Genomic DNA, 19,368 nt, shown 5'->3' with positions numbered 1-19,368 from the left:
TGGCGGCATGATCAAATCCCTCTGCGCCGCCATCCTGATGGCGGCCTGCTCGATGTCCGCACCCGCGTCCGCGCCTGCTGAGCGCTGCACCGCCGTCACCGGGCCACCGCCGGAGTCGGCGCCGCCGACCTCGGTGAACACGCTCCGGCAGGCGTACTTCTGCGTGCTGGACAACTACTACAGCGGTCCGGCCATGGATTCGAAGGCGCTGCTGAAGAGCGCCTTCGCCGCCTATACCCAGGACCTGATGCGGCGCGGCGCCGATCGGCCCGGCCTCCAACTGCCCGAACTGACCGGGAACCGCGACACCGACTGGGCCGCCTTCGCGAAAGTCCTCGGCGCCGGTGACGTGCCCGCGCTGCGCGCCGCGATCACCGCGATGGTGGCCAGACTGCACGACGACCACGCCCGCGCGGTCAGGCCGACTCCCCCACCGGAAGGCGGGCCGACCGGGACGGGCATCGTGGGCGTGTCGGCCCAGCAGGGCCCGCAACTCGACCCGGCGGCCAAGCCGCCGTTGTTCATCACCCGCGTCCTGCCCGGCAGCCCCGCCGCCAAGGCCGACCTCAGGCCCGGCGACATCATCGTCAAGGTCAACGGCATGCCGCCGTTCATCGGGGACACCGTGAACCAGAGCATCGTCCAAGCCTTCACCGCCGGCACGGTGACGCTCACGCTCAAGCGCCCCACAACGGGACGGACCCGCACCGTCGAGCTCAGAGAGGGCCCCATCACGCGGCAGCCTCCGGCGGTGACGTCAAAGAAGCTCGCCGACGGCGTCACGTACATCCAACTGCCCGGATTCTACGAAGGCGCCGCCGACCAGGTCATCGCCAAGCTGCAGGGCAAGCCGAAGGCGGCGGTCCTCGATCTGCGCGGCAACGGCGGCGGGTCGCCGCGCGAAGTGACGCGGCTGCTCGGCGCGTTCGCGCACGGCAAGGTCACCAGCTATTTCTGCCCGCTCAAGGGCGACTGCGTGCCCAATCGGACCGACGACAGCGTCCCCCTGCTCGGCTCGCGCCTGGTCGTCCTCACCGACCGTGGATGCGCCTCGGCCTGCGAGGACTTCAGCGCGGCCGTCAAGGACAACGGCCTGGGCACCCTCATCGGGACCCGCACCGCTGGGGCCGTCTCCGGCCCCAGCGAGGGATACCTCCTCGACGACGGCAGCATCCTGCTCTTGCCCAAGATTCGGCATCTCGGGCCCGGCCGCGAAATCATCGACACGATCGGCGTCCCGGTCGACCACTACGCCCCCATGACCGCCCTCGACCTTGCCACCGGGCGCGACCCGGGCGTGGCCAAGGCGCTGACGCTTCTTTGACGCGCTTGCCGCAACCGCCAATAGCGAGTCGCCGAGGTGGGTTGGCCAAGACCCGACCTGGCGGAGTTCTGTCTCGAGCTGATCGCGGCCGCGTCGGCCGGGCTGGCCGACCCGCTCACCATGGCTCTCCGCTCGGGTCGGTGCGACGAGCCCCCAAGTAGAGGTGTTGTTGCAGACGGGGTCCGAGTGCCGGTGGCATTTCGGTCCGGGGTGGGCATCAGCCGGCCAACCACCCAGACGGTCAAGGGGTGGGCGCGCGACTGGACACCGAAGGTGTCGTCGCGCCGAAGGCGCCTCAACAAGAACGCCTGAGCCCCCGAGCGCGAAGCGCTCTCAATGGCGAAGACCTTTGGCCCGGGGCGGGGTCCAACAGGCCAACCACCCAGACGGGCAACGGGAGGGTGAGCCCCGGCCCACCTACTGCCGCGGAGGGGCGGTGGACTCGCGGACGATCAGGCGGGGCGGGACCAGGGAGATGTCCGGCTGCGGCTGGCCGCTCAGCTCGGCGAGCGCCGCGTGGAAGCACGCCCGGCCCAGCCCCACGAAGTCCATGCGCACGGTCGTCAGCGCCGGGGTCCAGAAGGCCGAGCCAGGGATGTCGTCGAAGCCCACGATGCTGACGTCCCCGGGAACGTCCTTGCCCGCGTCGTAGAGCGCCCGCCGCACCCCTTGCGCGATGTCGTCGTTGCCGCACAGGATCGCCGTCACCCCGGGTGAGCGGGCCAGCCGCTCCCCCGCCGCGTACGCCGACTCGATGTCCCACCCGCACCCCAGCACCGAGGGGAGCTCCGCCCCCGCCTGCCGCAGCGCGTCGCGCCAACCCGCGTGCCGCCCGCCGGCCCGGCCCTCGGACGGGATGGCCACGTGGTGGACGGTACGGTGCCCGAGGTCGAGCAGGTGCTGGGTGGCGTCGGCGGCGGCCCGGCGCTCGTCCAGCGCGATCGCCACCCGCCCCAGGTCGGGTGCGACCGGCTCGGCGGCCACCACGGCCGGGACGTGCGGCGGCAGCGCCTGCACCACCGCGGTGCCCAGCGGGTCGAACGCGATCACGACCAGGCCGCCCGCGCTCGGATCGCTGACGTAGTCGACCGTCTGCCGGACCTCGGCCGACTCCACGACCCTGATCCCGAGCGCCACGCCCTCGGTCCTGGCGGCTTCCTCGATGCCCTGGAGCGTGGAGGCGTACCCGTACAGCATGGTGTTGGAGGTCACGACGGTGACGCCGCTGGCGCGGCCGAGGCCGAGCGCCCGGGCGGCCCGGTTGGGGCGGAACCCCAGCCGGTCGATCGCGGCCAGCACCGCGGCCCGGGTGTCGGGCCGCACCCGGGGTGAGTCGTTCAGCACGCGGGAGACGGTCTGATGCGAGACGCCGGCCGCGGCGGCGACGTCGCGGATGCTGGGGACGGCCCCTTTACGGACATGTCGGGGGCTCGTGGTCACGGTCACATGGTAGTTGCGCCCAAGGGTGGAGGTCCGGAGCTCCAGGTCCGCCATCGCGGCCGTCTCGAGCAGAGTACGTCGGCATGGGCGATCGTGGCTCGCCAGGGCGTCGGCCGGTGTCCTGAAGTGCCGGTCAGTGCGAGGTGTCGTCGGCGCGTACCGGCTGCTGGTAGTTGTTCAGGAGGGTGAAGTGCTCCCGTGACTCCGCCGGGATCGGGCCGATCTCCACGGGAGCGGAGGGGGAGATCAGGCTGGCGCGGTAGAGCTTGGCCGTGGCGGGGTCGTCGTTCTCGTCGGCCGCGATGATCAGTGAGCGGCGGTCCCGGGAGACGGCCACCGTGATGATCGACGACTCGGTAGCCGGGGCGATCTCGTCCTTCACCTTCACCTCGGTGTGCTGCACGTACTCGATGTCGTTCCGGGCGAGCCGGCTGTTGATCCGCGCGGTGTAGAAGTCGTTGCTTCCGCCCGCGCAGAGCAGGTCGGTGGCGTTGATCCAGGCGAGCGGGTCGCAGTGACGCAGGCCACCGTCGCGCACGACGATCTTCATGCCGAACGGCAGCTGGAGCGGAGCGTCCCCATAGCGGTCCACCGTGTTCGCGAGGATGTCCAGCTCGGCCCCTTGGACCAGATTGATCCCCACGGCCGCCCGGCTGGGGTTCGCCGCGAACCTCCCGGAGGGATGGACGGTGCCCGGGCACATGACGGCGACCGATCCCACGACGCGGTAGAAGGTGTCCTCGTTGCTGTTGGTGAAACAGGCCAGGCTGAGCTTGCGTGGAGTCAGCCGGCCGTTCGGGTCCGCCGAGAAGTACTGCTGGGAGTCGCGCAGGAACCAGAACGACCCGTCGGGCGCGAATCCGGGGTACTTGTCGGAGAACGTCTCCTTGACGTACCCCTTCTTGTTCGACCTGTCGGTGAGGTCCACGAACGTCCCGGTGCCGAGGTCGAGCCAGCCGACGTGCGTCGGGTCGCCGCTGGACGGGAAGTCCACCTGGACGGCGATCCGGCGGCCGTCCGGCGAGACCGGGCTGACGCCGGGATCTCCCTCGTCACCGCACAGGCTGCGGACGACGGCCTCCTCTCCGTCCGCCTTCGCGGCGATCTCGGTCAGGAGCGGTGCGAGCGTGACGCTGGAGAAGCTCGCGACACTCGTACGGAAGGCGTCGTCGTAGGCCGTGACCCGCCACCCGTCGTCATTCCAGGAGCAGGCGACCGGCCCCTGGGCGGCGAGCAGGGCCGGAAGGCTCTTCGCCGTCTCGGCCAGCGCCGTCTTCCTGGGGTCCGGAGCGGCGGTGGAGACGCGCGGGCTCGGCTGTGACCGGGCGACGGGGTCGGAGACCGCCGAACAGCCGATGACCGCCAGGAAGAGCGCGACCGCCGTCGCCGGCCGGCCACCTCTACGGGAACTCATCCAAGATCTCCTTCACACCTTCAATGATGATCCATAAAAGAGTGAATACCATTAACCATGTGTCGCCCCTTCACCGCAAGTGACCGCGGCAGGCAAGAACAGAGAAGATGGTCGGGTGACAGCGTTGACGAGACGGGAACGACTGCGGGCCGAGCTCGAACGTGACGCCAAGGCCGCCGCCCGCAGGATCGCCGCGGAGGAGGGCATCGAGGGCCTCACCCTCGCCGCCGTGGCCCGCGGCGTCGGCGTGACGCCCCCGGCCCTCTACCGCTACTTCAACGGCAGGGCGGGCCTCGTCCGCGCCATCTACGACGACATCACCGCGGAGTTCATCGACACCGTGGCCCGGGCCGTGCGGCGCCAGGACCCTGACGACGTCAGCGCCCAGCTGCACGCCGCCACCCAGGCCGTGCTGGACTGGTCGGTGGCCAACAAGGTCGAGTTCGACCTGCTCATGGGTGCCGGCTTCCCCAAGATCGCCGACTCCGAGGAAGGCATCCCGGTGGTCATCGCGCGCGAGCTGGGCGGCCTGTTCGGGCAGCTGTTCGCCCGGTTGTGGAACGAGGGGCGGCTGACCTGCCCGGCGGACGAGGAGATCGACCCGGTCCTGGCATCACAGTTGCGCACCTACCGCACGGAAGTCGGCCTGGAGTTCCCCATCGGTGTGGTGTTCCTCATGGTCATCTGCTGGCGGCAGATCTACGGGCTGCTCTGCATGGCGGTCTACGGACACCACAAGTTCGCCTTCGAGGACCCGCAGCCGCTGTTCGAGCACATGATCGACGACCTGCTCGGCCTCCTCGGACTCCAGCGCAGCCCCAACCTGCGCCTGCCGTGAACGACTCCCCCGGCGGCATTCACTTCGGACGTCGACGACCTTCGGTTACGCGATGTGGAGGGCGGTCTTGGCTCGACGCGCCCATGACGATCGACTTCCATAGGTCAAGTACGGCGATCCGTGTCTTGCCACGGCCGGTTTCCTTGACCGTGCGTCCCCCGTCGTTGTGGAGTTCCGTCCGCCGGATCAGGTACGAGCCGCCCTCCATGCAGTACTCGTACTCGACGGCTCCACGGCTGACGAAGTCCCTGACCCTCGTTCGGGTCCCCCGGGAGCTGTACGGAACCCACTCAAGGCCAGGCATAGGCTGAGGAGGGTCGAGGGCTCCGGGAGCCGCGTCACCGTCACTCCTGCTCATGGCATGACAGTCCCAACGCTTCGCCGGATCGGGCAGGGATGGGGGACGTGGCGGTTCGGGCAGCAGATCACGCCGATGCTGGCGAACCGCCCGCCCTGCAACCACTCGCCCCACTGGACATCGACGCCGCGCGGCAGCGCGTCGAGTGCGTACTCCAGCCGATCCTCAAGGGGGATTCGCTCGGGCAGCAGCAGCGCGTCGCGCACCTTGCCGTACTCGGCCGCCAACCACTCGCGGGCCTGCTGTACGTCGTCGAATGTGGCCGCGAGCCGGGAGGCGGGCTTGGCCAGCCAATCACCGGTCCGCATGGGCGGTAGCGGAGAGGTGGGAAAGTCTGGTGACGACGGGCGGCGCTCTGCCTCGTTGTTACGGTCTGCGCCGTTGCCCGCCCACTGGTAGGCGTGCCAATGCATGGCGGTGTGCTCCCGTAGGGTGCTGAGGGCGGCCCCTGCTTGCTTCAATCAGGCAGGGGCCGCGCCTTCGGTCGCGCTAGATGGTGGTCATGCCGGTGGCGCGCAGCTCGGCTCCGGTGAAACGCAGCGTTCCGGCGTCCGGGTTCTTGGAGTCACGCACGGCATAGGCGTCGTCGACGCCCGGGATAGGAGCGATCAGGACGCAGGACTCCATCTCTCCTTCCTGCTGGTTGCCGCCGCACAGCTTGGTGAACGGCACGTCGTCAAGCTGTTGCCGGTACAGATCCATGGCGCGAGTCTCCTTTCATTCGGCCCCTGGGATCGTGGGGCGGCTTCCCAAGCGCGGATACGCCTGGGGTCTTGGAACCCCGGCCCGCCGCCTGCGGCACTTGCGACCTGCGGGTCAGGGGCGGCTCATAACGGCCCGATCCGGGTCCGGACCCTGTTGTGAATCAGGTATGCCTGCCAGGCCAGGGTGTACGCGATGGCGGGTACCGGAGATGTTCGGCGGACAGGTCAGGTTGTCCCAGGTCATCGGCTGATGCGGTTGTGTGTGCGACGCCCATGCCCTTGACGGTAGGAGCGCGTGAGCCTCACTCACACCTAGGAGGCGGTCCACAGCCAATCGGATTTCAAGGTAGCTCTGGCCTGCGCACTTTCACGGATCTCAAGAGATTACCCATTGAAATGGGTAATCTGACGATGAGCCGATGAGGAGCCGAAGGATGCCTACCCGACGAGGAATAGAAGAAAGCCCTCAGACACAAGGGCGCAAACTAGCTCGCATCGGTCGAGAACTGTGACAAGAGAAAGGTTCTCCCAAAAAGGCTGCAATCGAGCTACTCGCCCAATATCCGGACATTCCTAGCCTTCAGGCGTACCGCTACGTGTGCGGGCTTTCTCAGGTTCAAGCGGCTGATAGGTATAACCAGGCCACCGGCAATCAGACCAGTCTGGGTGGTACAACAATCAACGCCTGGGAGACCTGGGCACGTGAACGCGGCAGAGCAGGATCGCCTCCAAGCTTCTCTAGCCTGCTGGTCCTCGCCACTGCATACGGTAGTGGACCTCTTGGCGTGGCAAATGAGCACATCTCCCCTATTGACCTGGTGGCAGAGGCATATGAACGGCTCACACCAGAAGATCAGCTCTCACTCAGGAGGTACGCGGGGGCCGACTCACCCTCTGCGGGGCAGGGGCCGAGAGCAGACCTCGGAGGGCGCCAGGCCAGGCCGAGCGGACAGGTGAACATCAGTGAAGAGAGCATCATCGGTCCTGATTTCAACCTTGCCGTCCCGACTATGGAGTACGGCAGTCCAGACAGATGGCTCTACACCCTGCCCAACCCCAAACCCGGGCAACTGCTCAACCAGAGCTGGTCCTCGTTCGGCTACGGGATTGAAAGGCTCATCCACCAAATCAAGAACGTCGGACGTCGGATAGACGTCGATGCCTGCTTCGGCATCAACGAGGCCGGCCTTGTCATGGCGGCCTTCCTTGCATCCGCCCAGTTCGGGCGCTGCCCCATCGGATACCTCCGGTGCAACAAGGCCCGCGACTTCATCGCTCTCGATCAGGCGTCCATGTACCCGCACCTACCGGAGGCACCCTCGATTCTCTTGTGCGACTTCGAGGTCAAGCACGCCGATGTCGTTGGCTTCATCACGCGAGAGATCCGAAAGCGATACCCAGGCGCAGAAATCTACTTCGCTGTCTTCGGCGCGATGACGAAAGAGCGGAACCTTGAGGTAGCGAGCTTCGACGACCTAACCGGCGCAGACATCATGCGAGCCGCGGACTTCAAGGCCGTGTTCATGGCCGCGACGATGAGTCCCCCTGGGATAGAGCCACCCCTGGAACTACGCTAACGGCACGGAGGTATGTCGTGACAGCCCAGCCCTCTCTCGCCGGCATCGCTCAGCAGCTTGCCGAGCTCGTGGGAACAGTGATCCGTGAAATCCGCCCTCGGCTCATCGAGGCAGCACTGTCGGGCGACCGCTCAGAGAGCCGCAACATCCGGCACGCCGACAACTTCTTGTCAGAGTACGATCTTATGCTGCATGAGCGATACCGGGAGTTGTTGACAGAGGTCATCCCGTCATACGTCTATGCCTCCGAGGAGGCAGACCCGCAAGTCATTGGAGACGATCCGGACCCAGACCTCTGCATCCTGGTCGACCCACTCGACACGAGCGAGATGGCAGTCCGAGCGCTGTACGGCTACACGCATGTCCTGGTCTACTCGCGAAGCCTGGCGCGTCCAATCGCGGCCGTAGTGGGTGACATCTTCCATCACCTGCAGATCTACGCCGCAGCCCGTGACGACGACGGGCAGGAGCGCGCCTTCCTTTTCACCCAGGATGGGACGCCTCACGTCCTGAGGCTGAACCGATCCGCTCCGCTGGCGGAGTCCCTGATTACGAACTTCTCTATGAAGCCCAGCGAGCGCTTCGTACCGCTCGCGCAGCAAACGGGGCTGATAGAGGCGTTGAGCCGCCCAGCGGCAGACGGCACGAGTCGAGGCCGTATTGGTGTGGACTTCGGCTCTATCGGGCTGTGCCACATCGCAGCAGGCTTCAGTGACGCCATGATCGAATTCGCCAAGGGGTTCGCCACGTGGGATCTCGCTCCTGGTCACTACATCCTTCAGGCGGCGGGAGGGGCGGTCCTGGATCTGGAAGGCCGTCCCATTCCGCTCGACTACAAGTTCGGCAGCGTGGCCGACATCACGAAAGCCATGGGCCACCGATACAAGTTCGTTGCTGCATCAAGCCTGCCTCTGGCTCGAGACGCCCTGTCCGCTATGACCCTTTGAGAGCGAGCATGACGAGCTGGCCCGATTAACCGGGCTGGCCACCGCCAGGACCGAAGGCATCCCGGTCCGGGGTGGGCAGCAGCAGGCCCACCCGGTAACCGGGCAACGGGCGGGCTCGACCGGACACCGGAGGTGTCGTCGCGCCGGAGGCGCGCCCCGGGAAGGGCAGCCCGAGCGCAGCGAGGCCCTTTGGCCCGGGGCGGGTGTCAGCAGGCCCACCCGGTAACCGGGCAACGGGTGGGTGGCTGCCGGCCCACCTACCCCTGGGTGAGGCGGAGGACGCCCCAGTGGCTGGTGTCCAGGTAGCTTCGGCCGGTGCTGTCGTTCCAGGTCACGGCGCTGGTACGGGCGGCGCCTGTGGCGTCGTTGACCTGGGCGTCGAAGCCCAGCAGCGTTCCCGGGGCGAGTGTGATCGTGGGCAGGTCGATGGCCGCCTCGACGACGTAGCCGCCGGGCACCGTCCTGGCCACCGCCTTCACGTGGTCCTTCACCCCGCCCGCGTCGAACGTCCCGCCGACCGTGATCCGGCCCGAGAAGCTGATCCGGTACTGGCCGTCGTCGTCCCCGTAGCCCTTGGTCTTGTCGTTGCCCGGGTCGACGAAGATCTCGACGGAGTCCTGCTCCCACGGGTTCGGGGACTCCTCGCTCAGTGTCGGATCGGCGACCTGGGCGAGGACGTACAGCGTGGATCCGCTCCACAGCGAGCGCACCTTGGCGGTCGCGCCGGACGTGCCCTGGATCCAGGTCGCGGTGCGGATCTCCGGCGCGGCCGACCAGACGCGGTCCACGGTGCCGTCGAGCACGGGCGTGCGGTGGGCGGCGGAGGTGAGCTTGACCGCGGGCGTGGCGGTCACCTTCCCCGTCCAGGAGGTGCTGGTCGAGGAGATGCTCGCGCCGGCGGAGTCGCGGACGGTCCCGACCGCGTCGGTGCCGGTCCCGGCCCCCGAGTCGCGGACGGTCACATCCGCGTCGGTGCCCGTTCCGGTCCCCGAGTCGCGGACGGTCACGTTCACGTCGGTGCCGGTGCCGAGCAGGGCCTCGACGCGGTAGCCGGTCGGGGTCGGTCGCACGGCCGCCTTGGGGCCGCCGGTCCGTTTGACGACGTACGGGGTGCCGTCGACGGTGAACGTCACCCGGTCGTCCTTGCCGACCGTCGGGTCGGTGACCTCGGCGAGCACGTACAGCCCCTTGCCGGACGAGCGCGCCTGGAACCCGGCCGACACGTCGCCCACCCGCGCGATCGGCGAGTCCGGCAGCAGGTCCCACTCGAGGTCCCGCCTGCCGTCCACCTTGGGCGCCCCGGCGGGCGCCTCCAGCCTGTGGACCAGCGGGGCCAGCCGCGACGGGTCCACGACACCCCAGTAGGCGGGCTTGGCCTGCAGGTCGTCGTCGAACAGCAGCGGCGCGTTCAGCCGCGGGATCGGCCATGACCGCAGCCAGCTCACGTCGTCGGACTCGCCCCAGACGGTCACGGAGCTGAGCTTGGCGGCCTGCCGCCGGAAGACGTCGAACAGCTCCTTGTAGCGGTGGCCCTGCTGGACGAGCAGCTCGGGCGGGATCGTGTCGTACGAGGAGACGAAGTCGGTGTAGATGCTGACGTCCAGCTCGGTGATCTGCTGGTCCACCCCCAGCGTGGCGAAGCGCTCGATCGTGGCCTCGACGGCGGAGGCGGGCGGGTGTTCGATGTTCAGGTGGAGCTGGTGGCCCACGCCGTCGATCGGCACCCCTTCCTCCTTGAGCCGCTTGACCAGCGCGTGCAGGGCCTCGCGCTTGCGCGGGAACTCGGTGTTGTAGTCGTTGATGAAGAGCTTGGCGTCCGGGTCGGCCTCGTGGGCGACGCGGAAGGCGGTGCGGATGAAGTCGAGGCCGGCGATCTCGTACCACTTGGAGCGGCGCAGGCCGTCGGGCTGGTTCTCGTCCACGACCTCGTTGACCACGTCCCAGGCCGCGATCTTGCCCTTGTACCTGGTCACGAGCGTGCGCACGTGCGTCTCCAGGCGCTTGAGCAGCGTCTCCTTGTCGGCGTTCTGGAAGACCCAGTCGGGGGTCTGGCTGTGCCAGGCGAGCGTGTGGCCGCGGATCGTCATGCCGTGCCGGGTGGCGAAGTCCACCAGGAAGTCGCCGTCGGCGAAGGCGAATTCGCCCTCACGGGGCTCGGTGGCGTCCCATTTGAGCTCGTTGCCGGGGGTGACGCCGCTGAAGTGCCTGGCCAGCAGCTCGCCGTGCACGCCGAGCGCGTCGGGCCTGGTGAGCGCCGAGCCCATGACGAACGGCACCTTGTCCTTCAGCGCCGGAATGTCGGTCTGGATCGGCTTGGGCTGGATGTACCTCATCGAGAAGTCGTCCAGGTAGAAGGGGAACGTGCCGGTGTCGGACTCGACGTAAACGCTGAGGAAGTCGACGTCGTACGCGAGCGTGTACGTGCCGGACAGTTGCACCCACTCCCCCGCCGGCACGTCCTTCGGCGAGACGACGCGCTCGTAGCTGGGGGTGCCGCCGGTCCTGCGCTCGATCGCCAGGCCGAGCCGGCCCGCCGTGGCCTCCGGTCCGAGCCGCACCCACACCGACAGCGCGTATTTGTCGCCCTTGGCCATCCGGCCGAGCACGTTGAGGGCGGGTCCGTCCCAGGAGGCCGAGCGGCCGTTCACGGCCAGCGAGCGGCTGCCCGCGTGGGCGGCCTCCGCGCTCGGCTGGAGGGTGGCGGCGGCCCTGGACGCCCAGTCCTGCGCGGTGCCGTCCTCGAAGTCGCTGCTGACGGGCTCGCGCGTGGGATCGCCCAGCGGGGTGACGACGATGTCGTCCAGGTAGAACTGGCCGGTGGCGTCGGAGCTCTCGGCGTAGAGCTGCACGTCGGTGGACTCGGCGGTGAACAGGTAGTTCCCCGACAGCCGCGTCCACCCGCCGTCGGTCACGGTGGCCGCCGCGACCCGCTCGTACGTGGTGCTCCCTCCGGCCGGGGTGCGCTGGACGGTCAGCGCGATCGTGCTCGACGGCTGGCCGCTCACCAGCCGCGCGTACGCGGCCACGGTGTAGCCGACGCCCCTCACGAACGGCGCGGCGATGGACGCGCCGTGCCACGTGGCGGTCCTGCCGGTGGTCAGGAGGCTGCTCGTGCCCCCGTGGGCGGCATCCGAGGCCACCGTGACGGAGACGCCGCCGCCGCGTGGCCCCCATCCCTGGGTGGTGCCGTTCTCGAAGTCGTACGTGAGGTCCGCCGCCGCCTGCGCGGAGACCGCGGGCACGAGGCATAACAGGGCGGCGGCCACCAGGGCTCGAAGGGTGCGCACGATGCTCCCGATGAAAGTTTCAGCGAAGCGCCGATAAATATCAGGCGGACTGTAGATGCGGCACGCTCCGACGGTCAAGATCACCCGTAATCTTGCAATCGCTTGTTGCGGCGTGGTGCAGTTTCACTGCAGGCCATTGACGGAGTGAGGCCGTTAGGTCAGCGTTTCATGCAACCGATTGCCGCACCCCCTCGGCGAGGTCGCCTCATGCGATTCCTGTTGCTTCTCCCCTTGCTCGCCCTGCCTCCTGTGACAGCGGCCCCGGCGCCCGCCACCATCGTGGTCGCGGCGGACGGCTCGGGCGACCACACGACCGTGCAGGCCGCGGTCGACGCCGTCCCCGCCGGCAACGCCCGCCCGGTCACCATCCTGGTCCGCAAGGGCACGTACAGGCAGCAGGTGGTGATCCCGGCCGACAAGCCGCACATCTCCCTGGTCGGCGCCACGCGGGACCCGCGCGAGGTGGTGCTCACGTTCGACGCCTCGGCGGCCACGCAGAAGCCGGACGGCTCGGGACCGTACGGCACCTCCGGCAGCGCCTCGTACACGATCAGCGCCCCCGACTTCACCGCCCGCAACCTCACCTTCGAGAACGCCTACGACGAGGCCGCCCACGGCTACAGCCAGGCGGTGGCCGTGCGGACGACGGGCGACCGGCAGGTGTACGACAACGTGCGGTTCATCGGGAACCAGGACACCCTGTACGCCAACACCGCCTCGGCCACGACGGTCGCCAGGCAGTACTTCACCGACTGCTACGTCGAGGGCGACGTCGACTTCATCTTCGGCCGCGCCACCGCCGTCTTCGACCACTGCCTGATCAAGGGCAGGACGCGCGGCAGCGCGGACAACAACGGCTACGTCACCGCCGCCAGCACCGAGCTGAGCAACCCGTACGGCTTCCTGATCTACCGCAGCCACCTCGCCGGCGACGCGCCCGCCCGCACCTTCCACCTGGGCCGCCCCTGGCCGGCCGGCGGCTCCACCACGGCCCGGGGCCAGGTGCTGGTGCGCGAGTCGTGGCTGGGCCAGCAGATCAAGGACGCGCCCTGGACCGACATGTCCGGCTTGAGCTGGCGGGACGCCCGCCTGTCCGAGTACCGCAACCACGGCCCCGGCGCGACCGTCAACGACGACCGGCCGCAGCTCACCCCCGACCAGGCCGCCGCCTTCACCCCGGAGCGGTACCTGGCGGGCGCCGACGGCTGGAACCCGATCCGCCGCCACCGCCCCGTCCCGCGCGAGCCCGGCCGCGAGGTGCTCCCCCGCGACGACGGCTGGGCGGCGGCCACCACCGGCACCACCGGCGGCTCGGCCGCCCGCCCCGAGGACGTCCACGTGGTCAGGACCAGGGCCGAGCTGGTCGCGGCGCTCGGCGACCCGGCCGACAACACCCCCAGGATCGTGTACGTGAAGGGCGCCATAGACGCCGACACCGGCGCCGACGGCACCCCGCTGACCTGCGCGGACTACGCCGTCAACGGCTACAGCCTGCCCGCCTACCTGGCCGCCTACGACCCGGCCGTCTGGGGCCGGACCAGCGTCCCCTCAGGTCCGCTGGAGGACGCCCGCAAGGCGTCGTACGCGAAGATGGCCGGGCACGTCACGGTCACCGTCGGCTCCAACGTCACCCTCATGGGCCTCGGCGCGGACGCGGCGCTGAAGAGCTTCGGCGTGCGCGTCAGCAACGCCGACAACGTCATCGTCCGCAACCTCACCATCACCGACACCTCCGACTGCTTCCCGCAGTGGGACCCGACCGACGGCGCGGACGGCAACTGGAACGCCTCCTTCGACAACGTCGAGGTCTCCGGATCCACGCACGTCTGGCTCGACCACAACACGCTCAACGACGGCGACAACCCGGACTCCGGCCAGCCGCGCTACTTCGACCGCCCGTACCAGGTGCACGACGGCCTCCTGGACGTGGTCCGCGCCTCCACGTACGTGACGCTCTCCTGGAACCACCTCAGCGACCACGACAAGGTGACCCTGATCGGCAACACCGACAACCCCACGCGGTACGGCGAGGAGGACAAGCTCAAGGTCACCCTGCACCACAGCTATTTCGAGGGCCTCGGCCAGCGCACGCCCAGGGTGCGCTTCGGCCAGGTGCACGTCTACAACAACTACTACACGGGCGGCGACGACCACGGCTACAGCATCGGCGTGGGCTTCGGCTCCAAGGTCTACGCCGAGAACAACGCCTTCGACGGCATCGCGGCGGAGAAGGTCCTGTCGGTGTTCAACGGCACCGCGATCACCGCGAAGGGCAACCTGGTGAACGGCGCCCCGGCCGACGTGGTGGCCGCGTACAACGCCGCGCACGGCACGACCATCGGGTCGGACGCCGGCTGGACCCCGGCGCTGGTCACCCGCGTCCACCCGCCGCAGGCGCTGCGCGCCCTCGTCCCGGCCAGAGCCGGAGCGGGCCGCCTTCGCTGAGACGGATGACGCTCCGTAAGGTGGGGGGCCCGCCGCGAGCTGCTCCAGCCGGAGGAGGCCGGCGTGCCGGTCACGACCCGGCGCCGCGTGGCGGGGCTGCGCCATGAGGAGGTCGCGCGGCTCGCGGGCGTGAGCACCGATGCGCGCGTACCGGGCGGCGTCGATCCCGCCGGAGGCCATCGCCGACGCCATCGCGTACGCGATCAGTCAGCCGCCGGAGGTGGACGTGAACCGCCCCGCCAGGCAACGCTGACGGGGTGGAGCGGGGTGGGGGCGCGCAGAGGCGCGCCCCCACGTGGTGTCACGGACCGTAGGCCTTGACCTCCAGGAGGCCGACGGAGTTGCTGCCGTTGCCGGTGAGCAGCACCCGCAGGCGGGTCGTGCTCGTGGCGTTGAAGGTGACGCTGTTGTAGGCGTTCTTGGTCAGCGTGTACGCCGAGGCGCCCGGCACGTCCACGTACGCGCTGCCGTTCCAGTACTGCAGCTTCCACGACGCGGGCATGTCGATCCCCTCGTCGTCGTCGAAGAAGTACACCTCGGCGCGGTTCAGGTTCTGCGCCGCGGACCAGGTCAGGTCCACCCACTGCTGCCCGGTCTCCGGCCAGCAGCCCCAGCGCGGGTTGACGGTGTCGTTGGACGACGGCGGGTCGATCCCGTCGTTGATCGCGGCCACGCTCTCCCACGACGAGGTGTACGACGCCGACGGCGTGGCCGTCGACGCCAGGTTGGTGGTGGGCGGCTGCTGGGGTCCGCCCCGGTTGAAGACCTTGACCTCGGTGAGCCCCGTCCTGGCCCCGGAGGCAGCCGTGGCCAGCACCCGCAGGCGCTGCGTGCTGATCGCCGAGAACTGCACCACGTTGTAGTTGGCCCGCGGCGCGGACGGCGTCTTGGCCTGGCCGGGCACGCTCACCCAGGCGCTGCCGTTGTAGTACTGGATGTCGTACGACGCCGGCGCCCGGTAGGTGGCGCTGGCCGGACGGCTGTCCTTGAAGTAGAGCCGCACCTCGTTGAGCGTCTTGGCGGAGCCGAAGTTCAGCTCGTACCAGTCCTGCCCGGCGGTCGTGCCGCCCCAGAACGGCTCGTTGATCGGGAAGCCGTCCACCGCGCCCGCGGTGTTGCTGCCCGAGGCGGTGGTGGAGGCCGTGACGGTGGCGCCGGTGGCGAGGTTGGTGAGGTTGGCGGTCAGGTCGACGCCGGCCTTGGCCAGCATGTCGACCATGCGGGCGCTGTTCTGGGTGACCTGCGCGGGCGTCTGCAGCCCGGGCACGGCCACGTGGTAGGTGACGGACCCGCTGGTGGTGACGTCACCGGTGGCCGGGTCCCACGTGAACGGCACCAGCGACGAGACCGTGGCCGCCCGGCTGCCGTTGATGTAGATCGAGTAGCCCTCGGGCACGCCGGGGTAGCGCACGACGCCGTCGGACGGGTCGTCCCAGACGATGGTCAGGTCGGCGTTGCGGTAGCGCAGGTTGTTGACGGTGAAGTGGGTCCAGCCGATGTTGATCGGCGAGAGCTCCACCTTGGCGTCGTTGCGCGGCCGCAGGCCGGCGACGTCCTCGATCACGGTCCAGTTGCTGCTGCCCAGGATGTTGTGGTGGATCCACGAGCGGTAGGTGATGGACGAGCCGTTCCAGTCGGCCCAGAACTCGTTGGCGTCCGGCCACTGGGTGTTGCCGTTGATGTACTGCGCCCAGGCGTTCCAGTAGAGCAGCTTCTTGTACCAGGTCGTGTCGATCCACTCGTTGGAGTAGTTGCGCAGCACCGAGGAGAGCAGGCGGAACTGCACCGTGGAGTTGATCGTGGAGAAGTTGTTGCTGCCGGTGCCCGAGGCCGCCTTGTCGGCCTGGTTGGCGGTGTAGAAGGGGAAGATCGGATACTGCGCCGGGTCGTCGAAGAGGCGCAGGGCCTGCTTGTAGGTGGAGGTGTTGGGGATCGCGCCGACGGCGAACGGGTAGTAGTTGTTGATCTCCTTCCACGGCACCCATTCGTTGGTGGACTTCAGCCGGTGCTCGAAGAGCTGCCTGCTCGGGTTCCACAGCACGTTGACGATGGCGTTCTGGATCTGCGTGGCCAGCGTGCGCATCTCGTTGGCCTTGGCCGTGTTGCCGACCGCGTCGTACGCCTGCGCGGCGGCCAGCGCCCCGCTGTACTGGTAGGCGGCCTCGGCGCGGTCCATGCGCCCCGGCTTCCAGTGGAAGGACACGGCGTCGGCGTCGTTGCCGGTCAGGGCGCCCCAGTCGTACTCGATGAGCTTGTTGTTGTCGGTGTCGTAGTACGACAGCTGGCCCTTGACGTCCTGCTCGGCGTAGCGGGCCAGGTTCGCGGCGATGGCGGGCTGGCCGCCGTGGATCTGGTAGCTCTTCCAGGCCGCCTCGGCGATGTACTGCGTGTAGCTGTTCGACCAGTTCTCCGGGTCGCCTGGGTTGTCCATGAAGCGGCCGTTCTTGGAGATCTGCCCGACGCTCAGCCAGTCGCCGTACGAGTAGATCGGGTTACGCAGGTACTTGAGGTCGTCGATGTGCATGGGCTGGGTCAGCGCGATCGCGTTGTTGTAGCCCAGCGCGCCCTCGACGGAGGTGGGGAACTGGAAGGTCTGCCCGGGGATGTCCGCGTCCAGGTGGTTGAAGCGCATCAGCCACCAGCGGTAGTAGATGTTCTTCTTGATGCCGGGCTCGGGGACGTCGATGTAGGGGACGTTGTCGGCCCACCACTTGTTGTAGGCGCGCACGTGCGTGGCGAACGCGGTGGCGGGCGTGTAGCCGGCGTAGGCGTCGTAGTCGGTGCGGGAGGCCGCGATCTCGTTGGTGACGAAGCCCATGACGACCTTGACGGTCACCGTCGCCCCGGCGGCGATCGTGACGGACCTGTTCAGCCCGCCGCTGGAGACCGTGAACCCGTCACCGGTCAGCCTCGGGTAGAGGGTGGTGAGGTTGTTGTAGGCGTTCACCTGGCCGGTCAGCTCGCTGCCGCTGCCGCTGGTGGCGTACGGCGAGGTGGCCCGCAGCTGCAGCGTCGTCGAGCCGGAGCCGCCGTTGGTGATGGCCAGGTTGGCCACGGCCACGTTGTTGTCGGTGATGAACTTCGTCTGGTCGATCGTGATCGAGCCGCTGGTGTGCCGGCTCTTCCAGTAGCTGGGCGCCTGCCAGCGCGAGTTCACCTGTTCGGTGAACGTGCCGGGGGTGACGGCGACGGTGAAGGCGTTGTTGTTGCTGATGCTCTCCCAGTACGCCGCCTGCCCGGCGAAGCCGAGCGTGCCGGGCGTGTGGGTCTTCATGAACAGCGCGCGGCCGCGCGTCATGAGCCACGTGCCGGCCGGGTCGTTGCCCGGGCGGGCCAGCAGCCGGTCCATCCAGAAGTCGGTGCCGGAGCTCTCGGCGTTGTAGATGGCCTGCATCATGTTGCCGGGCGTGTACGACCCCGGCGGGGCGGGGACGGCCGGGCCGCTGAAGGTCGGGTAGCCGATGGTCTGGTCCGCGTGCGCCGGAGCACCGGCGACGATCAAGCCCGCCACGAGCAGCAGAGCTAATAGGGCGCGCCTCATGAGAAGGCCCTCCATTCGAGCACACCGGTCGAGAAGCCGGACTTGGAGGTGATGTTCAGCCGCAGCCGGGTCGTGTTGACCGAGGTGAACGTCGTGGTGTTGAAGGTGTTGGCGGCCACGCCGCAGGACGACTGGCCGGGCACGTTGACGTAGGCGCTGCCGTTCCAGTACTGCACCTGGCAGGAGGCCGGCAGGTCGATGCCCAGGTCGTCGTCGAACCAGTAGGTCTGGATCCTGGAGATGTTCTGGGCGCTGGACCAGCGGTACTCGATCCACTCGGTGCCCTGGTGGTCCCAGTTGCCGTAGGCGCCGTGGCTGTGGTCGGCCGAGTTCGCCGGGGTGTAGCCGTCATTGATCGCCCCGAGCGTCTCCCATGGCGAGACGTACGAGGTGTACGGGGTCGCGCTGGACGCCAGGTTGCCCGGGGTGGTGGGGCCGCCGGTCTGGACGACCTTCTGCATGGTGCCGTCGGCGTTGAAGTAGAGCTTGTCGATGGTCACCGAGCGGCGGAAGTTGCCTCCGCCCGGGGCGGCGGCGTTGTGGTAGACCATGTACCACTGGCCCTTGTACTCGATGATCGCCGGGTGGTTGGTCGTCGAGCTGACCTGGTCGAGCACGACGCCGCGGTGCGTCCACGGGCCGAGCGGGTTGCTGGCCGTGGCATACCTGATGCAGGCGTAACCCGGCGCGGAGCAGGCCGAGTCGTTGGCCGCGTAGGCGAGGTAGTAGACGCCGTTGCGCTTGAACATCCAGGGGGCCTCCCAGAAGTTCGACACGCCGCTCGGGGTGATGACCGAGCCGTTGAGCGTGGTCATGTTGGAGTTGAGCTTGGCGGCGCGCAGGCCGTAGTAGGAGCCCCAGTACATGTAGACCTGGCCGTCGTCGTCGGTGAAGACGGTGGGGTCGATGTTGAGCGGCGAGGAGTTGGGGGTGCTGTCGCTGATCAGCGGGCCGCCCTTGGCGTCGCGGAACGGGCCGAGCGGGGTGTCGCCGACGGCCACGCCGATGTCCATCCAGCCGGCGCCGTTGCCGTTGACGGGGACGTACCAGTAGTACTTGCCGTCGGCGCCGCGCTCGACCTCGCCCGCCCACGCGTCGGCGCCCGCCCAGGAGAAGTTCGAGATCGAGAGCTTGGCGCCCTGGTCGGTGAAGTTGGTGGCGTCGGTCGAGGTGAAGACGTGCCAGTCGCGCATGACGAAGTTCGTGCCGCCCGCCGGGGCCTCGTCGTGGCCGGTGTAGAGGTACAGGGTGTCGCCCACGACCAGCGCGGCCGGGTCGGCCGTGTAGATCGCGGTGGTGATCGGCGCGCCCGCGTAGGCGGGCGTCGCGTTGCCGAGGATGAGCACGAGTGCCGCGGTGAGGGCCGCTGCCCAGCGTCGTCTCATGTGTTCGCCCCTTACAATCTAGCGATTGCTTTTGTTAGCGCTAACATCACGGACAGGGATCGAAGCGGTGAACCTAAAAGGTTTTCGGGAAAGTAGAACGACCAGACA

At 68.5% G+C, this 19,368-nt stretch carries 12 protein-coding genes; 5 read left to right on the top strand and 7 right to left on the bottom strand.

Annotated elements, in window-relative coordinates:
- The first annotated feature begins 7 nt into the window (after positions 1-7).
- A complete protein-coding gene (locus ACIBI9_RS17715) occupies positions 8-1,324 on the top strand; it encodes a S41 family peptidase (protein ID WP_397223159.1) in 1,317 nt (438 codons plus the stop codon).
- Positions 1,325-1,741: 417 nt separating this feature from the next.
- Here the strand turns inward: ACIBI9_RS17715 and ACIBI9_RS17710 are convergent, their stop codons facing one another.
- Both ACIBI9_RS17710 and ACIBI9_RS17705 read right to left on the bottom strand, forming a co-directional pair.
- Entirely contained in the window at positions 1,742-2,764 is a 1,023-nt protein-coding gene (locus ACIBI9_RS17710; protein WP_397223158.1) for a LacI family DNA-binding transcriptional regulator, read from the bottom strand.
- Between the two features lie 133 nt (positions 2,765-2,897).
- Positions 2,898-4,178, bottom strand: coding sequence for a hypothetical protein (locus ACIBI9_RS17705; RefSeq protein ID WP_397223157.1), 1,281 nt, complete (start codon positions 4,176-4,178; stop codon positions 2,898-2,900).
- 115 nt (positions 4,179-4,293) lie between these two features.
- Between ACIBI9_RS17705 and ACIBI9_RS17700 the strand changes: the two genes are divergently transcribed.
- Positions 4,294-5,016: a TetR/AcrR family transcriptional regulator gene (locus tag ACIBI9_RS17700; RefSeq protein WP_397223156.1), complete on the top strand. Its 723-nt coding sequence runs from the start codon at positions 4,294-4,296 to the stop codon at positions 5,014-5,016.
- Positions 5,017-5,370: 354 nt separating this feature from the next.
- On the opposite strand, the gene ACIBI9_RS17695 is transcribed toward ACIBI9_RS17700, so the two are convergent.
- A complete protein-coding gene (locus ACIBI9_RS17695; protein ID WP_397223155.1) occupies positions 5,371-5,682 on the bottom strand; it encodes a hypothetical protein in 312 nt (103 codons plus the stop codon).
- Between the two features lie 181 nt (positions 5,683-5,863).
- The gene (locus ACIBI9_RS17690; RefSeq protein ID WP_397223154.1) at positions 5,864-6,076 is read right to left on the bottom strand and encodes a DUF397 domain-containing protein; all 213 of its coding nucleotides are present in this window, start codon (positions 6,074-6,076) and stop codon (positions 5,864-5,866) included.
- A 787-nt stretch (positions 6,077-6,863) separates the two neighbouring features.
- Between ACIBI9_RS17690 and ACIBI9_RS17685 the strand changes: the two genes are divergently transcribed.
- Both ACIBI9_RS17685 and ACIBI9_RS17680 read left to right on the top strand, forming a co-directional pair.
- Positions 6,864-7,655, top strand: coding sequence for a hypothetical protein (locus ACIBI9_RS17685; RefSeq protein ID WP_397223152.1), 792 nt, complete (start codon positions 6,864-6,866; stop codon positions 7,653-7,655).
- Between the two features lie 17 nt (positions 7,656-7,672).
- Positions 7,673-8,602 (top strand): inositol monophosphatase family protein, encoded by a 930-nt coding sequence (locus tag ACIBI9_RS17680; protein ID WP_397223151.1) that lies wholly within the window; start codon positions 7,673-7,675, stop codon positions 8,600-8,602.
- Positions 8,603-8,859: 257 nt separating this feature from the next.
- Here the strand turns inward: ACIBI9_RS17680 and ACIBI9_RS17675 are convergent, their stop codons facing one another.
- Complete coding sequence (locus tag ACIBI9_RS17675; RefSeq protein WP_397223150.1) at positions 8,860-11,889, bottom strand: endo-1,4-beta-xylanase; 3,030 nt, start codon at positions 11,887-11,889, stop codon at positions 8,860-8,862.
- Between the two features lie 249 nt (positions 11,890-12,138).
- Here ACIBI9_RS17675 and ACIBI9_RS17670 point away from each other — a divergent pair, with 249 nt between their 5' ends.
- Complete coding sequence (locus ACIBI9_RS17670) at positions 12,139-14,334, top strand: pectinesterase family protein (RefSeq protein ID WP_397223149.1); 2,196 nt, start codon at positions 12,139-12,141, stop codon at positions 14,332-14,334.
- A gap of 301 nt (positions 14,335-14,635) precedes the next feature.
- On the opposite strand, the gene ACIBI9_RS17665 is transcribed toward ACIBI9_RS17670, so the two are convergent.
- Positions 14,636-17,875, bottom strand: a complete 3,240-nt coding sequence (locus tag ACIBI9_RS17665) for a discoidin domain-containing protein (RefSeq protein ID WP_397223148.1) — start codon at positions 17,873-17,875, stop codon at positions 14,636-14,638.
- Positions 17,872-19,260, bottom strand: coding sequence for a glycoside hydrolase family 43 protein (locus ACIBI9_RS17660; protein ID WP_397223147.1), 1,389 nt, complete (start codon positions 19,258-19,260; stop codon positions 17,872-17,874). The genes ACIBI9_RS17665 and ACIBI9_RS17660 overlap by 4 nt, the downstream gene beginning before the upstream one ends.
- Positions 19,261-19,368 lie beyond the last annotated feature (108 nt).

Source organism: Nonomuraea sp. NPDC050451 (genome assembly GCF_044458585.1).
Note: the sequence above shows the minus strand (reverse complement) of the source record. Positions and strands in the feature narration are given on the sequence as shown.